The sequence below is a fragment of the Actinacidiphila glaucinigra genome, from assembly GCF_035918135.1.
In the GTDB taxonomy this organism is placed as follows: Bacteria; Actinomycetota; Actinomycetes; order Streptomycetales; family Streptomycetaceae; genus Actinacidiphila; species Actinacidiphila glaucinigra.
In genome coordinates, this window is record NZ_CP109144.1 from 3,402,422 (window position 1) to 3,418,550 (window position 16,129).

Here is a 16,129-nt window from a genome sequence, read left to right on the forward strand (position 1 = left end):
GGACCCGATCGGGGGCCGGCGCCGCGTGACGACGATGCGCGGTCGATCAGTGCTGCGCGGCGCCCTTGCGGCGGCGCAGCACGAGCGCGGCACCCACGCCCAGCAGCAGCAGCGCGGCGAAGGCGATGCCACCGACCTGGGCGCCGGTCTCGGCAAGCCCGCCGCTCTCCGTGCCGGAGGAGTCGGAGGCGGACGGGGCGACGGTCGCGGAGGGCGAGCCGTTCGGCTGCTCACCGCCTTCCGGAGCGGAGGCGGACGGCGACGCGGAGCCGGAGGGCGAGCCGTTCGGCTGCTCACCGCCTTCCGAGGCAGAGGCGGACGGCGACGCGGAGCCGGAGGGCCCCGGCCCGGTGCCACTCCCGTTGTCCTCGTCCTTGCAGTCGACCCAGAAGACCTTGTGCTTGGCGCGGCCGTGCTCTCCGTTGAAGTTCCAGAAGAGCTTGTAGTGGCCGTCCGCGAGCGCGAGGTTTTCGGTGCGCTCGTGGCCGGAGCCGTCGAGGGTGAGCGAGCCGGACTTCACCGTCTCGCCCTTCTGGCCGTCGGTCGGCGACCACCGCTCGATGGACCAGTCGGCCTTCTGGGCACCGTCGAACTGGAAGCCGTCGAGGTAGAAGGTGCAGACGTGCGGCTCGTTGTTGTGCAGCTCCTCGCCGGTCTTCGCGTCGTGGATCTTCACATTGCCGTTGTCGCCGGGGGCGTTGTGGGCGAGGGCGGCGGGCGCAAACAGCAGGGATGCTGCCAGGGCCGCCGTCGCCGCGCCTACCGTGGAAAGGGCGCGCATGGGCGTACCACCTGTGGGGTGTGAAACGGAATGTGGGGGGAGGCGGCCAGGTTCCACCTCGCCGACCAGCCCGTCAAGGAGCGGTTGACCTCATTAGTCACACTACGTCACAACTGACCCATAGGTCCGACATAACAATCACGCCACACAGTTCGCAGTTTGAAGAAGCCAGGCCTGGCAGCAGGGCGGGCGGTACGCGATCGATGCGCACCCGGGTACGGCAGGAGTGCGGTGATGCGGTCTCTGCCCAAGCCGGAATCGATCCTCCGCGACACCGACTGGGCCAGTCTGGAGCACCTGTGGGGTCCCGCAGGCGACGTACCCGCTTCGCTGGCGGCCCTGCGCGGTACCGATCCCGTTGTCCACGCGCGCGTCATGGACAAGGACTTCGATTGCCTGCGCCATTCAAACGGCGTCTCCCCGGCCACGGTGCCCGCGGCGTTGTTCATCGCCGCGATCCTTCCCGACCCAAGCACCGAGGTCGAAGGCACCTACTACTCCTGGGACGACCCAGTCGGAGGGGAACGGCGCAGCCTGCTCCGCGTGGAACTGCTCGAATGGCTGGCGTCACTGGTCTACGACACCGACGACGAGTTGCACGCCAAGCTACTGAAGCGGGGCGAGGTCTCACCGGAGATCGAGGCGGTACGGACTTTGCGACCGCTCTTCTTCCAAGCAGTCGCCCCCTTCCTGGACGACGCCACGCCGGCCGTGCGCCACGCGGCCCTCATGACGGCCATCTTCCTCTCCGAACACTCCGATCTGACAGGTCACCGCCCCGCCCTGGCCATCCGCGCCCGTGATCTGCTGGCGACCTGCGAACACCCCCGGTACTACCGACTCAGCGCCATCAGTGCTCTCAGGGCTTGGGGCGAGCCCTACGAAGATCTCATGCGGCCCACAGACGTACTTCCGCCCCGGCCGACGGAACAAGATGGATCGCCGTGGGATGAAGCGATCTCCATCGATGACCAACAGCCCGGCTTGTAGCGACGACCTGCCCCTTTAGGCCACCGGCTCGACAACTGCCCTAGACGATCATGAAGCGATGCTGCGCGGTAAGACTTTCTCTACTTCATCAAGGCACCCGGCGTCGCTCACGCTCCGCCGGGCGCGCGGCCGACGTCGGGCCGCGCCCACGCTCCTGCCTTCGTCCCGCTCGGCGCGCCGTCCACCGCCGCGCGCCCGTATAGGTAGGCCGAGGGCATGGAGTCAGAACTACGGTGGCTGGGGCGGCTGGCGCTCCGAGGCTTTAGGCAGCCACCATGGGGCGAGCCTCGAAGATCGGGGCCCACATCGGGCTATTGCGGGCAGGCATGGAGCCAGCCCGATTCGCGGCCAGCGTAAGGGCCCCGATCTCTCGCCCCATGGCAGCTCCAGCCCAAAGCCTCTCCACGCCGGCGTCGTGACTGCAGCAGGTCACGATGCATGCTGCGCCAGTCTGCGCCCTACCGCGCCCAATGCTTACCCCCAGAACAAGTTGGTTCTGTACAGTGCCAGGCTACGACTGATCTGGATACAGGGGGACTCTTGTCTCAGCGAGTTGGGCGCGGGCCACGTGAACTCCTCATGGAACACAATGAGCGCATTCTCTCCCTTGAGGAAGAAATACGCGCCAGGAAAATCTCACGAAGAATGCTCACCACCCTTGGATCCGCCGTAATTTTCGGCGTTATTTCATCTTTCACGCTGACTGTTATTACATGGCGCCACTTCGACATGCGCCCTTACAACCAGATTGCAATCCCATTCGCCGTGGCGAGCGCGATTGGTTTTGCGTCGCTGGCGTCTTCCGTGAACCCGCGGACCGGGATTCGGGGGATGAAGAGGTACGAAAAGTCTATCCGCCGACTCCAGCTAGACCTAGAGCTAGCACTCGAAGCGCGGCGCTTGAACGCCTCCGAACTAGCTCTCCCTGTCCGTCAACGTCAATACAGCTACAAGGAAGATATCCCCCGCGAACTGGATAACCTTCGTAGCGAGAGCCGTCACTATCGAAGAATTCACAACGGATTTCAGACGGTGATCATCATGGGCTCCCTGGGAACCACTACAGCTGCCAGCGTCGCGGAGACTCCATCCACTCTCAAGTGGATCACCGTAGGACTCAGTTTTTCCGTAGGCATCTCGGCGGGATTCACCGGATATTTCAAGTACAAGGAGCGGGGCTTTTATCTACAGCAAACCGCAGACTCTATTGAACAACACATAACCGCGTTTGAACTCGGCGTCTCCCCATACGATGGCGCTGCAGAGGAGGCAAATCTTCTGCGACTCACTAAGGAAATCGAAGCCCTTCGCGTGGAACAACGCAAGCGGCAACAGCAACTGGACCAGCCACATGATGGCCGGGATACTCGCGAAAGCGTGTGACCTAGAGCTGCATCACGCCAGGCCCCGAGCCTTGCATAATCGCGTTTTGCCCTGAGCGAGAGGCATCGTGTGTCAATCCACCACCTGCCCTTCCTATCCCATTCTCCAGTCCAAAGGCCGTTGCTGCTCATCCCGGAGAACCAAGAGAGACTTTCCGGGAATTGACCTTGATACGGCCCCTCTCCAAGCCTCCTCTGCTGTTCCGTATCGTTTGCGCGCACGGCCCCCGCCCGCCGGCTTCTCGCTATATACCTTGCCGTCGTAGTCGATGAATCGGAGCTCAACACTATCGGCAATAGCTGGGATCTTAGTTTGCGTGTTTGAAGAGTGACCTCGACGCAAAATAACGTCAACCGCCCGAGAAAATGCAGCATCAAACGCCGCAGATATGGCGAGCAGGTCATGGGGGAACTGCCTCAAGTCTGCCACACTGATATCGGCATGTGCCGCATGGGCTGCTTCGTGACGTTGGGACGCGAGCTGCTTCAGCCTCTGCCTCAACCCGACAATTCCATAACCAATCCTTGAAGTTATCTTCTCTAGCTCCATCCAAGGGCCTTCGACGAGCAGAGCCTTCAAACATTTCTCGATGTCTTCATCACTCAGGTTCGAAGAAGATGGCATGAAGGAAAGCGGAGAGAACTGGTAACCAGACGTCCCCGTAGTCGAAATGACAGAAGCATTACTCTGGACGTAGGCTCTCTTTGTGGCCGCATCAGTCTCAAAATTCATTCGAAACCCGAGAGCGCGTACCGCCCCGATAGTCGCAGCCTCTTTAAGCTTTTCAGGCAGTTGATCGAACGCCACTCGAGTGGCGTCAAAAGAGCCCAACACTTCCCCCGTGCGCGTTGCAAAGAAGTCCTCAAATGAGGAATAGGCGACGACAGCGAGACCATTTCGCATGAGCCTTGACGGATCACGATCTCCAGAAATCGGACCCTTCGGAACCAAGGCGCTCTCTTGCGACGCAGCAATTAGGGCATGCATCCGATCGACGAAGCGCTCACGCGCTCTCGAGATAGTCATACTTCGCCGCCGCCAAGGAGGATGCCGTGCACCTTCTGAATTCGGTAAATAACACTACTGGGCGTATTCGTGGCAACCCGCACAGATTTTTCAAACTGGGCATCGGCCAAGAATTCACGTTGGGTCCGCTCAGCAATTGCTGCCGCGTTCCTAATGGCGTGCATTCGCTCCCCGTCGTCGAGCATGGAGACAGCGACCATCTGAGCGTCGTACATACCTGCGAGGGTTTGATCACGCCAAACGTCGGGCCCCGTAGGACGACGGTAGGCGTTCTTCCCCCAGATTCTCCGACACGTGTCGAGAGCCTCCACGAAGCGGTCTCGCAAGTGCTCCCGAAAATCTTCCCCGTTGTTCATATTCCGAATCATAAACTCATCCATGGAACGGGAGAGACTTCCAGAAAAGTCACGCCAACCATTAGCCAGCGCAAAGAAGCGCAGGACATACTCCGCATCGGTCATGTCTGCATATGCAGCCGACTTCTGTGAAGTGATCTTCAGTTGTTGCCGAAGGAAAGGCATGTCAGCCAGCTCGTAGATCAGATCATTGAGGGGCCCCCGGAAGGCCACGTTACGCACTTCTTGAGCCTCAAGCCGCTCTCCCCCAGAATTCAGCCGAGTGAAGACTTCATACTTAAGCTCCGGATCACTCTGCTTCAATAGCGTAACAACACGAAGGTACGGCCTAACCGTGAGTGTCTGCTTAAGCGCCGCCGGAATCTGGTCGAACGTGCGTCCATTCAGTTCTGGCAACTCCACGACGCCCTTAAGGCTAAGCTTTCCGGTTAGAAATTTATGAATAGCCGTAATTCTTTGCTTTCCGTCGATTACGCTGTACCGGCCGTAGTCTTCCTCGGACAGATACACCGGCGGGATCGGGATGTTGAGAAGGAAAGACTCAATCAATGCCGACTGCTTCTCGACGCTCCAGCGCTCCCTCCGCTGATATGCAGGCTTGATGTCGATTGCTTCGGCCAGAACCATCGCAGAGATAGTCTGCAAGGGAAGATCGGATGACTGAAGCACGAGACTCTCTTGCGCACGCTTGAACCTATCCAAAACCTTATCGTCGCCCTGCATTTTGACCTTTCAGAGGGTCGATATTCACACGGATGTGGCAAACCGGGATGACCTGCTCGGCTAACTATAGGATCAAGTCCAGCTCGGGGTAAGCCTGCTACACAAACCAGCAGCTAGGTCATGACACGGCCAGGCGATCCGCCCCGCACGGCACTGCAGGACGGGCATCGTTCCCATCGGACACCGAAGGTGCGCGACCTCTCGAGGGCATGTCGCGGACGGCGTGAACGTCTCCGGCTGAGTTGGCCGGCAGTACGCAAGAACGACGGTTCCCTGCGCCTGGCCTGACGTAAGGGGATGCGGTTGAGGTCTCTCATGAAGCCCTAGGCGCCTGTCTGTGCTGGCTACTACTGTCATGGAGATCGTCAGGCCAGTTCTGCTTTGGGGTGCACATGGGTGGTCAGTTGCGTGTTGGCCAGGTCTATCGCTACGCGACCGGCAAGGACCCGAAGCCAGCGATGCTCGAGGGGTACCCCAACTTCCACCACGTGACTCACTCGCCTGAGCGCGCCCGAGCCTTGCTGGAGGCCGGGATCAACGGCATGGCGAAGGTGCTAAATCCCGACGGTGAGCGCCGGCCGGTGATTCTCGTTCGATCGAGTCCCTGGAAGGCTGGCAGCGAGCAGACGCCTTGGCACGACGTCTTCGACATGGACAACGGGCACGTCCGCTACTTCGGTGACCACAAGGCCAGCACCACCGTCGCGCCTGGCAAGACCATCGGCAATGCGGCCCTGCTCGATGCGTTCACCAGACACCAGGGGCATACACCGGAGGAGCGGGCAACTGCCGTCCCGCTGTTGTTGTTCCGCGCAGTCTCGCGCAGCGGAAAGGTCAAGGGCCACGTCGAGTTCTGCGGACTGGGCGTGATCGAGCGGGCCGAGCGTCTGGTGCAGTGGGGCGGCAGCGATCACACCACGTTCACGAACTACGTCTACGACATCGCCCTCATCGATCTCACCGCCGAGGACGACAAAGTCGCCTGGGCATGGATCGACTCCCGCAGGGACCAGACCGTGGCCGACGCGCAATCACTCGAACTCGCCCCGCAGGCTTGGCGAGAGTGGGTCAACCACGGTAACTCAGCTTTACCCAGGCTCCGCCGGCGGGTCGCCCGGGCCAAGGTGACCAAGGTGCCCGATCAGCGACCCACGCCGGGAACCGTCGAGGCCAAGGACCTGGAGCAGATCTACAAGCACTTCGACGGACGTAAGCACGACTTCGAGGCGGTCGCCTCCGCGGTCGCAGCGCGTGTGCTGCGTGGAGCCGGGAGCAGCTACGTCGAGGGATGGCTGACCCGTCGATCCGGCGATGGAGGGGCCGACTTCGTAGGCCGCCTAGACATCGGCAGCGGACTTGCCGGCACAAGTCTCGTCGTCCTCGGGCAGGCCAAGTGCGTCAAACTCGACAACCTGGTCACTGCCGAGCAGATCGCTCGCGTCGTGGCCCGGCTACGCCGCGGCTGGATCGGTGTGTACGTCACAACCGGGGCGTACTCCGTGCCTGCACAGACAGAAATGGTCGAAGACCAGTACCCGATAGTCTTGATCAACGGGTTGAACCTGGCTCGGGAGCTCAGAAGCATGGCCCGCGATGACCACGGCGGAGACCTCATAGCCTGTATCGAGCACATACTGACCCAACGGGAGACTTCGGTCACGAACCGACGCCCGGAAGAAATCCTGCTCGAGTAGCTCCTGCGCGCCACGGCCCAAGGATCGTGGCACCGCGGACAGCACTGCTCTGGCAGCTACGACAAGGCTAGAGAAGCGACCGCCTGCGGACGGGTCCCGCGTGCCACGATGGTGGCTGAGGGTCAGGCCGACCGAGCGGAGCCTGCTTGGGTATCCCAGCCCTGGGTGAGCGATTGAACCGCCCACCCTCTGTCAGTCCCCAGCCGTACTCTGCAGCCATGCGCAAAGGAGCGATCACACGGCAGTCGGTACTGAAGGCCATCGCAGAATATGACAAGTTGGGGCGCGAAGCCTTCCTGTCAAAGTACGGCTTCGGCAAGGCACGTACTTACGTTCTCGAGTACGAGGGCAGGGAGTACGACGCCAAGGCAATCGCAGGTGCGGCCCACAGGTGGGATCAGGGACGTGCCCTCAGGTCATCCGAGTTCAGCGGCGGGAAGGCGCATGCGGTGACCTGGCTGGAGCGACTTGAATTCCGAGTTGCAGGTGGAGTCGATGATTTCAGCGAACTTGAATTCACCAGTTTTCTTGTGCGACTCCTCAATAAGTCGGGATACTGGAACGTGTCACAGGATGTTCTACTGGGCCCGGGTGCCCGTGCGGACATCATCGCAGAGTCACAGGACTCTGTGATCGTCGTTGAAGCAAAACGCGTTTCACCGCAGACGAACCTCCGCATTGAAGACGCAGTAAACCAGCTACAGCATTACGGCGAACTTACCCGGACAATGGCGGAGTATCGAGATCGCACGCAGCGGCTCGCTGTGGCAGCGCCTGGAATCTTGGCGACCACGAGCGCGGAGCTATTCACGAAAAGTGGGGTCGAAATATGGGACGGAAAATGGCTCGCTCAGAGGTCGGTAGCCGCGGGCCTGCGAGACGAGGCATCCAAATTCCTAGACCCAGAATACTTCGATGCCGCTCCGGAGAGTGAGGCCCTCGAATTGACTGCCAAACTCACAAATATGCCAGCCGGTCGGGGTTCCTGGTCGGCCTATCAGCGACTTTGTCGAGACATTGCAGAATATCTCTTCTGTCCTCCTTTGGAGTCGCCAGCATGGGAGAGCTTGGACGACGCCGAGATGAACCGGCGAGACTTCATTCTTCCCAATTACGCCGAGACTGGGTTCTGGAAATTCATCAGAGACAAGTACTTCGCAGACTACGTAGTGACAGACGCCAAGAATTTCACTCACGGGATCGAAAAGCGAGAGGTGCTTCAAGTTGCGAACTATCTCTCCAAACATGGAACCGGGCTATTTGCCCTAATCGTGACGCGTGTGGATCCACAAGAGTCAGCAGTCCACGCCATTAAGAGTCAATGGATGCAACATGACAAGATGATCGTGACTCTTACTGATGCCGACGTCGTCCAGATGCTAGCCGTTAAGTCTTTCGGAAACGATCCGAGCGAGGTGATCCGTCAGAAGATCGAGGATTTTCGCCTGGGAGTTTGAAGCGACCTCGTACATGCTGACCGCCTGCATCGAGCACGCACTGAACGCACGGGAAACCAACAGGCGCCAGAAGAGATCCAGCCTGAGTGACTGACTCCTCAGCTCATGGCCAATTTGTGGACAGGCATCTCGCGACAGAGGCTGTAGGACACGCTGAACTGCGGAGAACTGGGCAATGCACGAGGCCTCCGGAGCCGTGTGCGCGGGTTCGAATCCTGCCGGAGCTGCGCGGGAGCCCGCATGCCCGGCGGGCCTCGTGTTCAGAGCAGCCGGCAACCGCCGGCTCGCGTCGCGTGCGGCGGCCGGCGACCACCCGACCTGCATCATGGGCCCCGCGGCAGCCCCAGGGCGACGGCTGCCGCCCACCCGCGGGTGCCCGCGGCGGGGGTGCTGGTCAGGCGTGGGCCTTCAGTGCGGCCAACCTGGCCTCGATCTCCGCCGCGTCGCCCATGCTGTCGAGTCGCTCGAACTGTGCCTCCAGTGACGAGTCGGCAAGCTCCTGCTTGCCCAGTGCCCTCGCCTCCTCGCGGCGCACTATCTCCTCGAAGCGGCTCAACTCCGTGGTCGGGTCGAGCACATTGATGTTCTCCGCCGCGTCCAGCATCTGGCTCTGCGCCTGGGCCGTCTTGGCGCGGGCCACCAACTGGTCGCGCCTCGAGTGGAGTTCCGTCAGCTTGACCTTCATCTGGTCGAGGCCGGTCTTCAGTTTGTCGACGACCTCCCCCTGCGTCGCGATCGTCGGCTCGGCGTCCTTCGCCTCGCGCCCGGCCTGGAGCTGCCGCTGCAGCGCCACCTTGGCGAGGCGGTCGAACGCGTCCGCCTCGGCCCCGGAACCGGCGGCCCGCAGCTCGTCGGCCTTCCTGCTGGCGGCCAGCGCCTTGATGCCCCACTCGCCGGCCGCCTCCACGTCCTCCCGATGGTCCTGCTCCAAGAGGCGCAGATTGCCAATGGTGGTGGCGACCGCCTGCTCGGCCTCGCTGATGTTGTTGCCGTAGTCGCGGATCAGCTGGTCGAGCATCTTCTGCGGGTCTTCCGCCTGGTCCAGCAGGGCGTTGATGTTCGCCTTCGCCAGCTGCGCGACGCGGCCGAGGATCGTCTGCTTGGTCATGGGGCCAACCTCTCGCTCTCGCTTCCCCGAGTTGCCGCTCAGAACCTGCCGCCACCACCCCTCCGCCCGCGCGTCCCCCCACCGCCGAAGCTGCCGGGGCCGCCCCCGCCGAACCCGCCGCCGAAGCCACCGCTGCGTCCGCCGCCGAACATGCCCCCGCCGGCCCCGCGGCCCATACCGCCGAAGATCTCCCCGAGCAGGATGCCGCCGAGTACCGCACCGCCCATGCCGCCGCCCCCGCGGCGGCCGCCCATGGCATCGCCGTACGGACTGCCGTACCTGCCCACATCCCCCTCGGCCAGCTGCTGCGCCGCCCTGGCCAGTGCGTCCGCCCGCTGCGCTTCCGTGAGCGCCGCGGCGGGATCCGCGGAGCCCTGCGCCAGTTCGAGGTGGCGCTGTGCCTCGGCCAGACGCGTCCTGGCCTCGCTGCCCACCGCCGCCCGGTGGGTCGTGACGAAGTCCGACGCCGCGCTCACCGCGCTGCGCGCGGTGAGCAGGGCCTGGTCGAGCAGGGCCCGGGCCTTCTGGTTGCTCACCTCGTGCGCGCGCGCTCCTGCGAGGGCGTCCTCCAGGCTCGCGTCGGCCTCCTCCACGCGGCGCAGCACCTCGATCGGGTCGTACGATCCCGTGGCGATCCGCGTCCGCACCTCGCCGACGACCGATTCGGCGCGGGCGATGCGGCCGTGCAGGTCGGCTGTGGAGATGCCCTCGGGGGTGCCCGCGAGCATGCCCCGCGCCTCCGCGAGGTCGGTCTCGGTCTCCGTCAGCGCGCCGGGCAGCTTGCCCGCCGCCTCCGCGAGCTCCTTCGCCAGCCGGCCGACGGCGTCCACGAATGTGCCCGCCTGGTCGATGGCGCCCTCGGCGGCCCGCAGATGCACCGCGGCCGTGCCGCCCGCGCCCGCCCCGACGGCCTCGCGAGCCTGGCCGAGGTGGGTCGCGGCGAACACGAGCCGGTCCCTGGCCTGCTCGACATGGCCGGTGACGGGCTGGACCGCGGTGGGCGCGTACCGCGTGCCGAGCGCGGTGAGCGTGGCCTGCGCGGTGTCGGTGCGGCCGGTGACGTCCCGCAGCTTCGCCTCGGCGTGCTCCAGCGCCTGGGGCGCGTTCTGCTCCAGCGCGCGCAGCCGGTCGAAGCCCTCGGCCTCCGCGTCGAGCCGGCGATCGGCCTCGGTACAGCGCGCGATGATCTCGTCCAGCATGCGGCGCTTGGCCGCGTCGTCCTCCGGAATCGCGTCGTCGAGCTGCTGGCGAAGCCGGAAGGCCGCCGTGAGTTCCGACTCCGCGTACCCGAGCGCCTCCTCGAAGGGCGCGGCCGCCTCCTCGCCGAACTGGGCCGTGGCGAAACCGAGTTCTTCGCTGCTGGTGCGCACCGCGTCGTCCGTCTGGACGAGCAGTTCCCGGGCCCGGCGGTCGAGTTCGGGCAGGGGCACGGCCTGCTCCGCCCGCCCGCCCCAGCCTCCCCCGCCCCGGGTGGTACGGGTTTCAGGGCGCTGCCTGCGCCGCGCGTACGCGTACCAGGCGAAGGCGAGCAGGGCTCCGAGCACCACGACGGGCAGGACGAGTTCACCACCCGTGACCCTGAAGCCGCCGGCCCCACCCGGGTCGGCCGCGCCCGGGGTGATCGCCGGCGTGGGCACGGGACTGCCCGCGAGGACCGCGCCGATGCCGTCCGCCGCGCCGATGGCCGCCCCCGCCCAGTCGTTCTGCCGCAGCGCCGGTTCGACCGCGGTCTGCGCGACGTCTCGCAGTTGGGCGTCGGTCAGCCGCGAGTCCTGGTCCACGGAGTACGCGTACTGCCGGTCGTGGGTGGCGACGGCCAGCAGTACGTCGTCCAGTCCGAGGCCGTTGCGCTCGGCGGTCGCGTCGGCCCAGTTCTGGGCGGATCGGCCGGAGAAGTCGCGTACGTAGGCGACGTAGAGCTGGACGCGGTGCGCGTTGTCGAGATCTTTCAGGGTCGTCGAGACGGCGCCCTCGCGGTCGCCGAGCGCGTCCACCTTGTCGGTGATCTGGCCGGTCCGCGACAGCACGATCGGGTCGTCGGCCCGGGCGTCTGCGGCGGGCAGAACCAGCCAGCACAGCGTCGTCAGTGCGCTGATGAGGGCGTACGCGAGACGCAGGGTGTGCGAGGTGCGAACGCCTGTGTGCATCGGTTCTCGGCTCCGGTGCGGCCTCACCTTTGTGAGCGTATTACCCCTTCTGACCCACCGCGACCGGGGCCGCTCCGGGGCTTGGACGGCCGCTTGCGGGCGCTGGACGCGAGCTCCCTCCGGCGGCCGGGTCAGCCCCCGGCCAGCGGGACGAGGCGGAGGAAGGTCAGGGTCGGGGTTGTCGTGAGGTCGATGACTTCGTCCAGCTCGGTGACCTGGTGGGTGGGGGTCAGGATGAAGAAGGCGTTCGACAGGAAGGCGTGTTCCGCACGGGCGGCTTCCGTGGGCCGGTCGAGGGGGGTGGCGGTGGGGTCCGCGTTGTGGCGCGTCACCTCTTCGCGGACGCGGAGGTGGAGGAGGTCGCGGGCGGTCATGCGGTCCGGGAGGCCGCCGACCTCCAGTGCCGTGCGGGGCTCGCCCCCGGCCGTCTCGTCCTGGAACGTCACCGTGGTCATCGGGCGGCTCTCTCGATCTGGCGGCGGATCGCCGGGTCGGTGATCCGGGAATCCGCCGCGAGCAGCGCCGCCTTGGACAGGATCAGCGCCAGCCGGTCGTCCTCGAAGGGGAGGAAGACCCCTCGGTCGGCCTTGCGACGGGCGGGGACGATGCAGAGGTACGCGTCGTCGGGTGCCATCAGCACGTTCGCGGAGCCCAGGTGGATCCGGTACGTCGTGAGGTCCCCGCGGACCGTCAGGTAGCGGCCCTCCAAAGTGCAGCGGTCCGCGATCCTCAGACGCGGCACGATGCGGTGCAGGGCCTCGCGGCGGATCTCCGCGTTCGCCGTCAGCTCCCCGAAGGACGCGGACCGCCAGTACGCGTCGTACCGGTCCTCCCCCCGGTCGGTCCACGTCGGGTCGGCCGCGATCGAGGTGACGCCCACGAAGAGGTCCACGTCGCGCATCGCCTCGCTGAAGACCAGGGGCGGCACTTCGGCCAGCGGGACCTCGCGCCAGCGCCGGCCGTCGCGGCGCTCGAACCTGACCTGGTCGGTCGCGGCGTGGTCCGGGGCATCGCCGGCGTCGAAGCCGGCCGGCTCGTGGTGGAGGCACGCGCGCCACCCGCCGTCGCCGAACTCGCCGCGGGCCAGGCCGTCGTGGCCGCCGTAGTGGTTCCCGAGGAAGTCGGCCTGCCAGCCGCGTTCCTTGAACAGGGCGTACAGCCGGGGGTAGTCCACGATGTGCGCGGCGAAGCGGTTGGAGTAGACGCCGCTCTCCTCCTCCGCCGGGGTCGGCAGGTAGATCTCCCGGAACGCCTGCTTGAACGGCTGCCGCAGCCCGGCGGCGACCACATGGGCGCGCCAGGTCCCGATGGCGTCGGGCGCGGCGTGGATCGGGTGCCACAGCCGGATGTCCGAGGGCTCGCCCGGTGGCTCGCTCATGGGTGCCACGGCGTGCCAGTCGCCCTCGGTGTCCCGTGCCTCCCAGATCAGGCCCCGGGTGAGGACGCCGGTCACGGGGTGGTCGCGGTAGTGGCGGCGCCATTCCTCGTACGGCCAGGTGCGCCCGGCCGACATCAGCGCTTCGAGGCGGGCCCGCTCCCCCGACAGCGTGGCCCGCACCTGCCTGGCCAGGAGCTTGAGCTCGTCGAGTTCGTCCGCGCACCGGGCCCTGACCGCGGCGGGGGCCGTACGGGACGTCCGTCCGTCCGGGCCGGTGAAGGTGAGCCGTACGGTGACGGCGTCCTCGATCGCCACCCGGGCGCGGTGGCCGGCCAGTTCGCGGACGAGGGTGCCGTCCGGGGCCAGGCCGTGCCCGGGCACGCTGCGCTCGATCAGCTGTCCCGGAGTGATGCCCTGCCGTTCGGCGGCCGTCGCCAGGGCGGTGGCGAGCTGCTTGAGGAGCGCCCGGTGCTTGAGCTTCGTCTTCAGCCGCCACAGGGCTTCCAGCGCGGCGGGGTCGTCGATCCCGGCGAGCGCGTTGATCGCCGCTCCCGCGAGCTTGAGGTCCTCGATCACGTCGGATCCAGGTCCGCCGGTGCGCAGGGCGAGTGCGGTGAGGTGGCCGGCCGTGGCCGGGCCGGCGGTGAGCGAGGCGGCCCAGACGACGCCGCGCGCGAGGTCGCCGTCGTTCTGCCCGACGACGTAGTGGAGGTGGAAGCCGTCCCCGTGCCAGGGGGTGGGCGCCCCGTCCGTCCTGCTGCACAGCGGGGCGTCCTCGGCGAGTGCCCGCAGCATCTCCGCCGTCGTGCCGCGCGCCGATGCCGCGTCGCTCAAGGCCAGGCAGGTCCGTCGCCAGCGCTGCGACGGGCGCGGCCCCGACAGGCTCGCCAGGTGCCGGACGAGGTCGGCCAGTTCGGGCGTGGGGGCGGTGTCGGCGTGCTCACGCAGCGCGGTGGCCCACAGGGCGTCCCCGGGGATCAGCTCGTCCGGCATGCCGGCGGCGGCGTCGTCCGGCAGCAGTGCGCGCAGGCGCCGGCCGAGCCGTCCGCGCACGTCCGCGCCGACTTCTGCGGCCATGAGCCTTCGGTACGCCTGGCGGAGGTGGGGGGTGACCGCGCGGCGGCCGTCGGTGTCGAGCCGGTCGACGGCGTCGAGCACCGCGCTCAAGGCTTCCGTGAGCCAGTGGCCTGTGCGGTACTCGCCGACGCGCAGCAGCATGACCGCGACCTCGTCGGACGTCCATCCGCGCTGGCGGGATATGAGGGACGCGACCCGGTCGCGGTAGTGCCACACGCCGGAGCCGTCGGGGTGGGCCACCAGCAGAAGGGACAGGGCGGCGGCGCGCAGGTCGTCGCCGGCCCGGGTCGCGAGGCCCTGGTCGATCTCGGCCCGGACCCCCGCGTGCAGCTCCTCCAGCCGCCGGTACTCCCCCCTGTGGGGACCGAAGGCGAGCCGGAACTCCGCGCGGCCGCGGTCGAGGAGGTCGAGGAGCCAGCGGGCGCGGACGAGGGCTTCGGATCGTACGTCGTCGAGCGCGTCGTTCCTGCGGGCCTCGGCCGGCACGGTGTCGTACAGCATGCGGCGATGGTGGCAGGCGGGTCCGACAGCGGCCCCGTCCCCGGGTGGGGGCGGGGCCGGTCGGTGGCGGGGCGTCAAGGGGACATGGGGTCCGGTTCGACGGGGGACTTGGGCTGGGCGGGAGGCTGCTGCCGGGGCTGGTCGCCGGTGTCGCCGCCGGAGGACTTGGGCTGGGCCGGCGGCTGTTCGGGCTGTACGGGCTCCTGCTGCGGGGGCTCGGAGGGTGGCTTCTCGGGCTGCTCCGGGGGCTTCGGCTGCTCGGGCGTCTTCGGCTGCTCCGGCTGTTCCGGCTGCTCCGGGGACTTCGGCTGCTCCTGCTTCGGGGACTCCTCCTGCGTGCCCGGGGACTTCGGCTCCTCCTGCTTCGGCGATTCCTCCTTCTCCGGCTCCTCGCCCTTCGGCGAATCCTCCTTCTTCGGCTCCTCGCTCCTCGGGGACTCCTCCTTGCCCTTCTCCGGCGACTGCTCCTGCGTTCCGGGCGACTTGGGCTCCTCCTTCGGCTGCTCCTCCTGCTTCTTCTCCTCGCCCGGCGGCGGCATCGTCGTCCCCGGCGGTTCCAGCTGCGAGCCCGTGGAGGGCGACGGCAGGACCGGCACCGAGGAGTCGGACGGCCGGCCCTCGGGGGGTTCGACCTTGTGGTCGCGCTTGCCCTCGACCTTGCCGCTGGGGCGCTCGAACCAGCGCTTGCTGTCCTGGTCGTAGAGCGTCAGCGTCTTCATCGGCTTGTCGGACGGGACGACCGCCACCAGGCCCGCCGCACGGAAGGTCTCCCACTGCCGGCCGCTGTACGTCGGCGTGCCGCCCACGGCGTCGGGTGCGCTCAGCGGGTTGCCGCAGGTGCAGCGGACGACCGGCACGCCACGGTCGTCGACCATGACGGGGGTGCCGGCCTGGAGGATCGCCTGGTAGTCGGTGACCTTGCCGTCCTTGAAGCCGTGGCTGGTGACACGGGTGTCCCAGTTCAGCTGAACGGGCGTCAGCGCGCGCAGACGCGCGGGGAGGTCCTGCTGCCCGACCTTGAGGGTCTCGGCGAAGGCCTTGCCGCGGGCCGGGGCGCCGGTGAGGTACGTGATCTGCTTCTCGACGTCGCACGCGGCCTTGTTCTGCTTGCCGCTGTAGAGCCCCGGGTGGGCGCCGCTGACCTTGAGGGTGCCGCCGGGGGCCGAGGACTCGTTGGGGGTGATGGTCGGGGTGACCGCGGTTCCCGACTCGCCCGCCGTGGAGGGGGTGAAGGGGTCGGGGCCCGCCGCTGAGGCGTTCTGGAGGAAGATCTCGCCGCCGCCCTTGGTGCCGCCGAGGAACGAGAAGGCGAAGATCACCGCGACCGCCACGACCATCGCGGTGCCCGCGGTGACGAGGGTGCGGCGGGCCCGCCACCACGGGGCGGGGGGTCCGCGGTGGCGGCCGGGCTCTCCTGGCTCGCCGCCGCGCCCCGTGCCGCTCGGCGGGCCCGGGGGACCCGGTGGTCCGGGCGGTGGGGGTGGGCCGGGAGGTGGCGCCGCCGGTGG

Annotated in this window: 12 protein-coding genes; 4 read left to right on the forward strand and 8 right to left on the reverse strand. The window is 66.7% G+C overall.

Going from position 1 to position 16,129, the window contains the following annotated elements; all coding sequences use genetic code 11:
* Positions 1-46: 46 nt before the first annotated feature.
* The gene (locus tag OIE69_RS14810) at positions 47-781 is read right to left on the reverse strand and encodes an LPXTG cell wall anchor domain-containing protein (protein WP_326572414.1); all 735 of its coding nucleotides are present in this window, start codon (positions 779-781) and stop codon (positions 47-49) included.
* 234 nt (positions 782-1,015) lie between these two features.
* Here OIE69_RS14810 and OIE69_RS14815 point away from each other — a divergent pair, with 234 nt between their 5' ends.
* Both OIE69_RS14815 and OIE69_RS14820 read left to right on the forward strand, forming a co-directional pair.
* Positions 1,016-1,771, forward strand: coding sequence for a hypothetical protein (locus OIE69_RS14815; RefSeq protein ID WP_326572415.1), 756 nt, complete (start codon positions 1,016-1,018; stop codon positions 1,769-1,771).
* 579 nt (positions 1,772-2,350) lie between these two features.
* The gene (locus OIE69_RS14820) at positions 2,351-3,154 is read left to right on the forward strand and encodes a DUF4231 domain-containing protein (RefSeq protein ID WP_326572416.1); all 804 of its coding nucleotides are present in this window, start codon (positions 2,351-2,353) and stop codon (positions 3,152-3,154) included.
* 93 nt (positions 3,155-3,247) lie between these two features.
* Here the strand turns inward: OIE69_RS14820 and OIE69_RS14825 are convergent, their stop codons facing one another.
* Entirely contained in the window at positions 3,248-4,057 is an 810-nt protein-coding gene (locus tag OIE69_RS14825) for a hypothetical protein (protein WP_392567509.1), read from the reverse strand.
* Positions 4,058-4,176: 119 nt separating this feature from the next.
* The gene (locus OIE69_RS14830; protein WP_326572418.1) at positions 4,177-5,259 is read right to left on the reverse strand and encodes a DUF262 domain-containing protein; all 1,083 of its coding nucleotides are present in this window, start codon (positions 5,257-5,259) and stop codon (positions 4,177-4,179) included.
* A 392-nt stretch (positions 5,260-5,651) separates the two neighbouring features.
* On the opposite strand from OIE69_RS14830, the gene OIE69_RS14835 reads away from it, so the two are divergent.
* Both OIE69_RS14835 and OIE69_RS14840 read left to right on the forward strand, forming a co-directional pair.
* Positions 5,652-6,953, forward strand: a complete 1,302-nt coding sequence (locus tag OIE69_RS14835) for a restriction endonuclease (protein WP_326572419.1) — start codon at positions 5,652-5,654, stop codon at positions 6,951-6,953.
* Between the two features lie 218 nt (positions 6,954-7,171).
* Positions 7,172-8,410 carry a restriction endonuclease gene (locus tag OIE69_RS14840; protein ID WP_326572420.1) on the forward strand — a complete coding sequence of 413 codons (1,239 nt, stop codon included), beginning with the start codon at positions 7,172-7,174 and terminating at the stop codon, positions 8,408-8,410.
* Positions 8,411-8,804: 394 nt separating this feature from the next.
* Here OIE69_RS14840 and OIE69_RS14845 read toward each other — a convergent pair whose 3' ends face one another.
* From OIE69_RS14845 to OIE69_RS14865, 5 genes are all read right to left on the reverse strand, one after another.
* Positions 8,805-9,518, reverse strand: a complete 714-nt coding sequence (locus tag OIE69_RS14845; protein ID WP_326572421.1) for a PspA/IM30 family protein — start codon at positions 9,516-9,518, stop codon at positions 8,805-8,807.
* Between the two features lie 38 nt (positions 9,519-9,556).
* Positions 9,557-11,665 carry a TPM domain-containing protein gene (locus OIE69_RS14850; protein ID WP_326572422.1) on the reverse strand — a complete coding sequence of 703 codons (2,109 nt, stop codon included), beginning with the start codon at positions 11,663-11,665 and terminating at the stop codon, positions 9,557-9,559.
* A gap of 131 nt (positions 11,666-11,796) precedes the next feature.
* Positions 11,797-12,120: a hypothetical protein gene (locus tag OIE69_RS14855; protein ID WP_326572423.1), complete on the reverse strand. Its 324-nt coding sequence runs from the start codon at positions 12,118-12,120 to the stop codon at positions 11,797-11,799.
* Positions 12,117-14,621 (reverse strand): DUF4132 domain-containing protein, encoded by a 2,505-nt coding sequence (locus OIE69_RS14860; protein ID WP_326572424.1) that lies wholly within the window; start codon positions 14,619-14,621, stop codon positions 12,117-12,119. The genes OIE69_RS14855 and OIE69_RS14860 overlap by 4 nt, the downstream gene beginning before the upstream one ends.
* 74 nt (positions 14,622-14,695) lie before the next feature.
* A complete protein-coding gene (locus tag OIE69_RS14865; protein ID WP_326572425.1) occupies positions 14,696-15,952 on the reverse strand; it encodes a DUF6777 domain-containing protein in 1,257 nt (418 codons plus the stop codon).
* Positions 15,953-16,129: the final 177 nt, after the last annotated feature.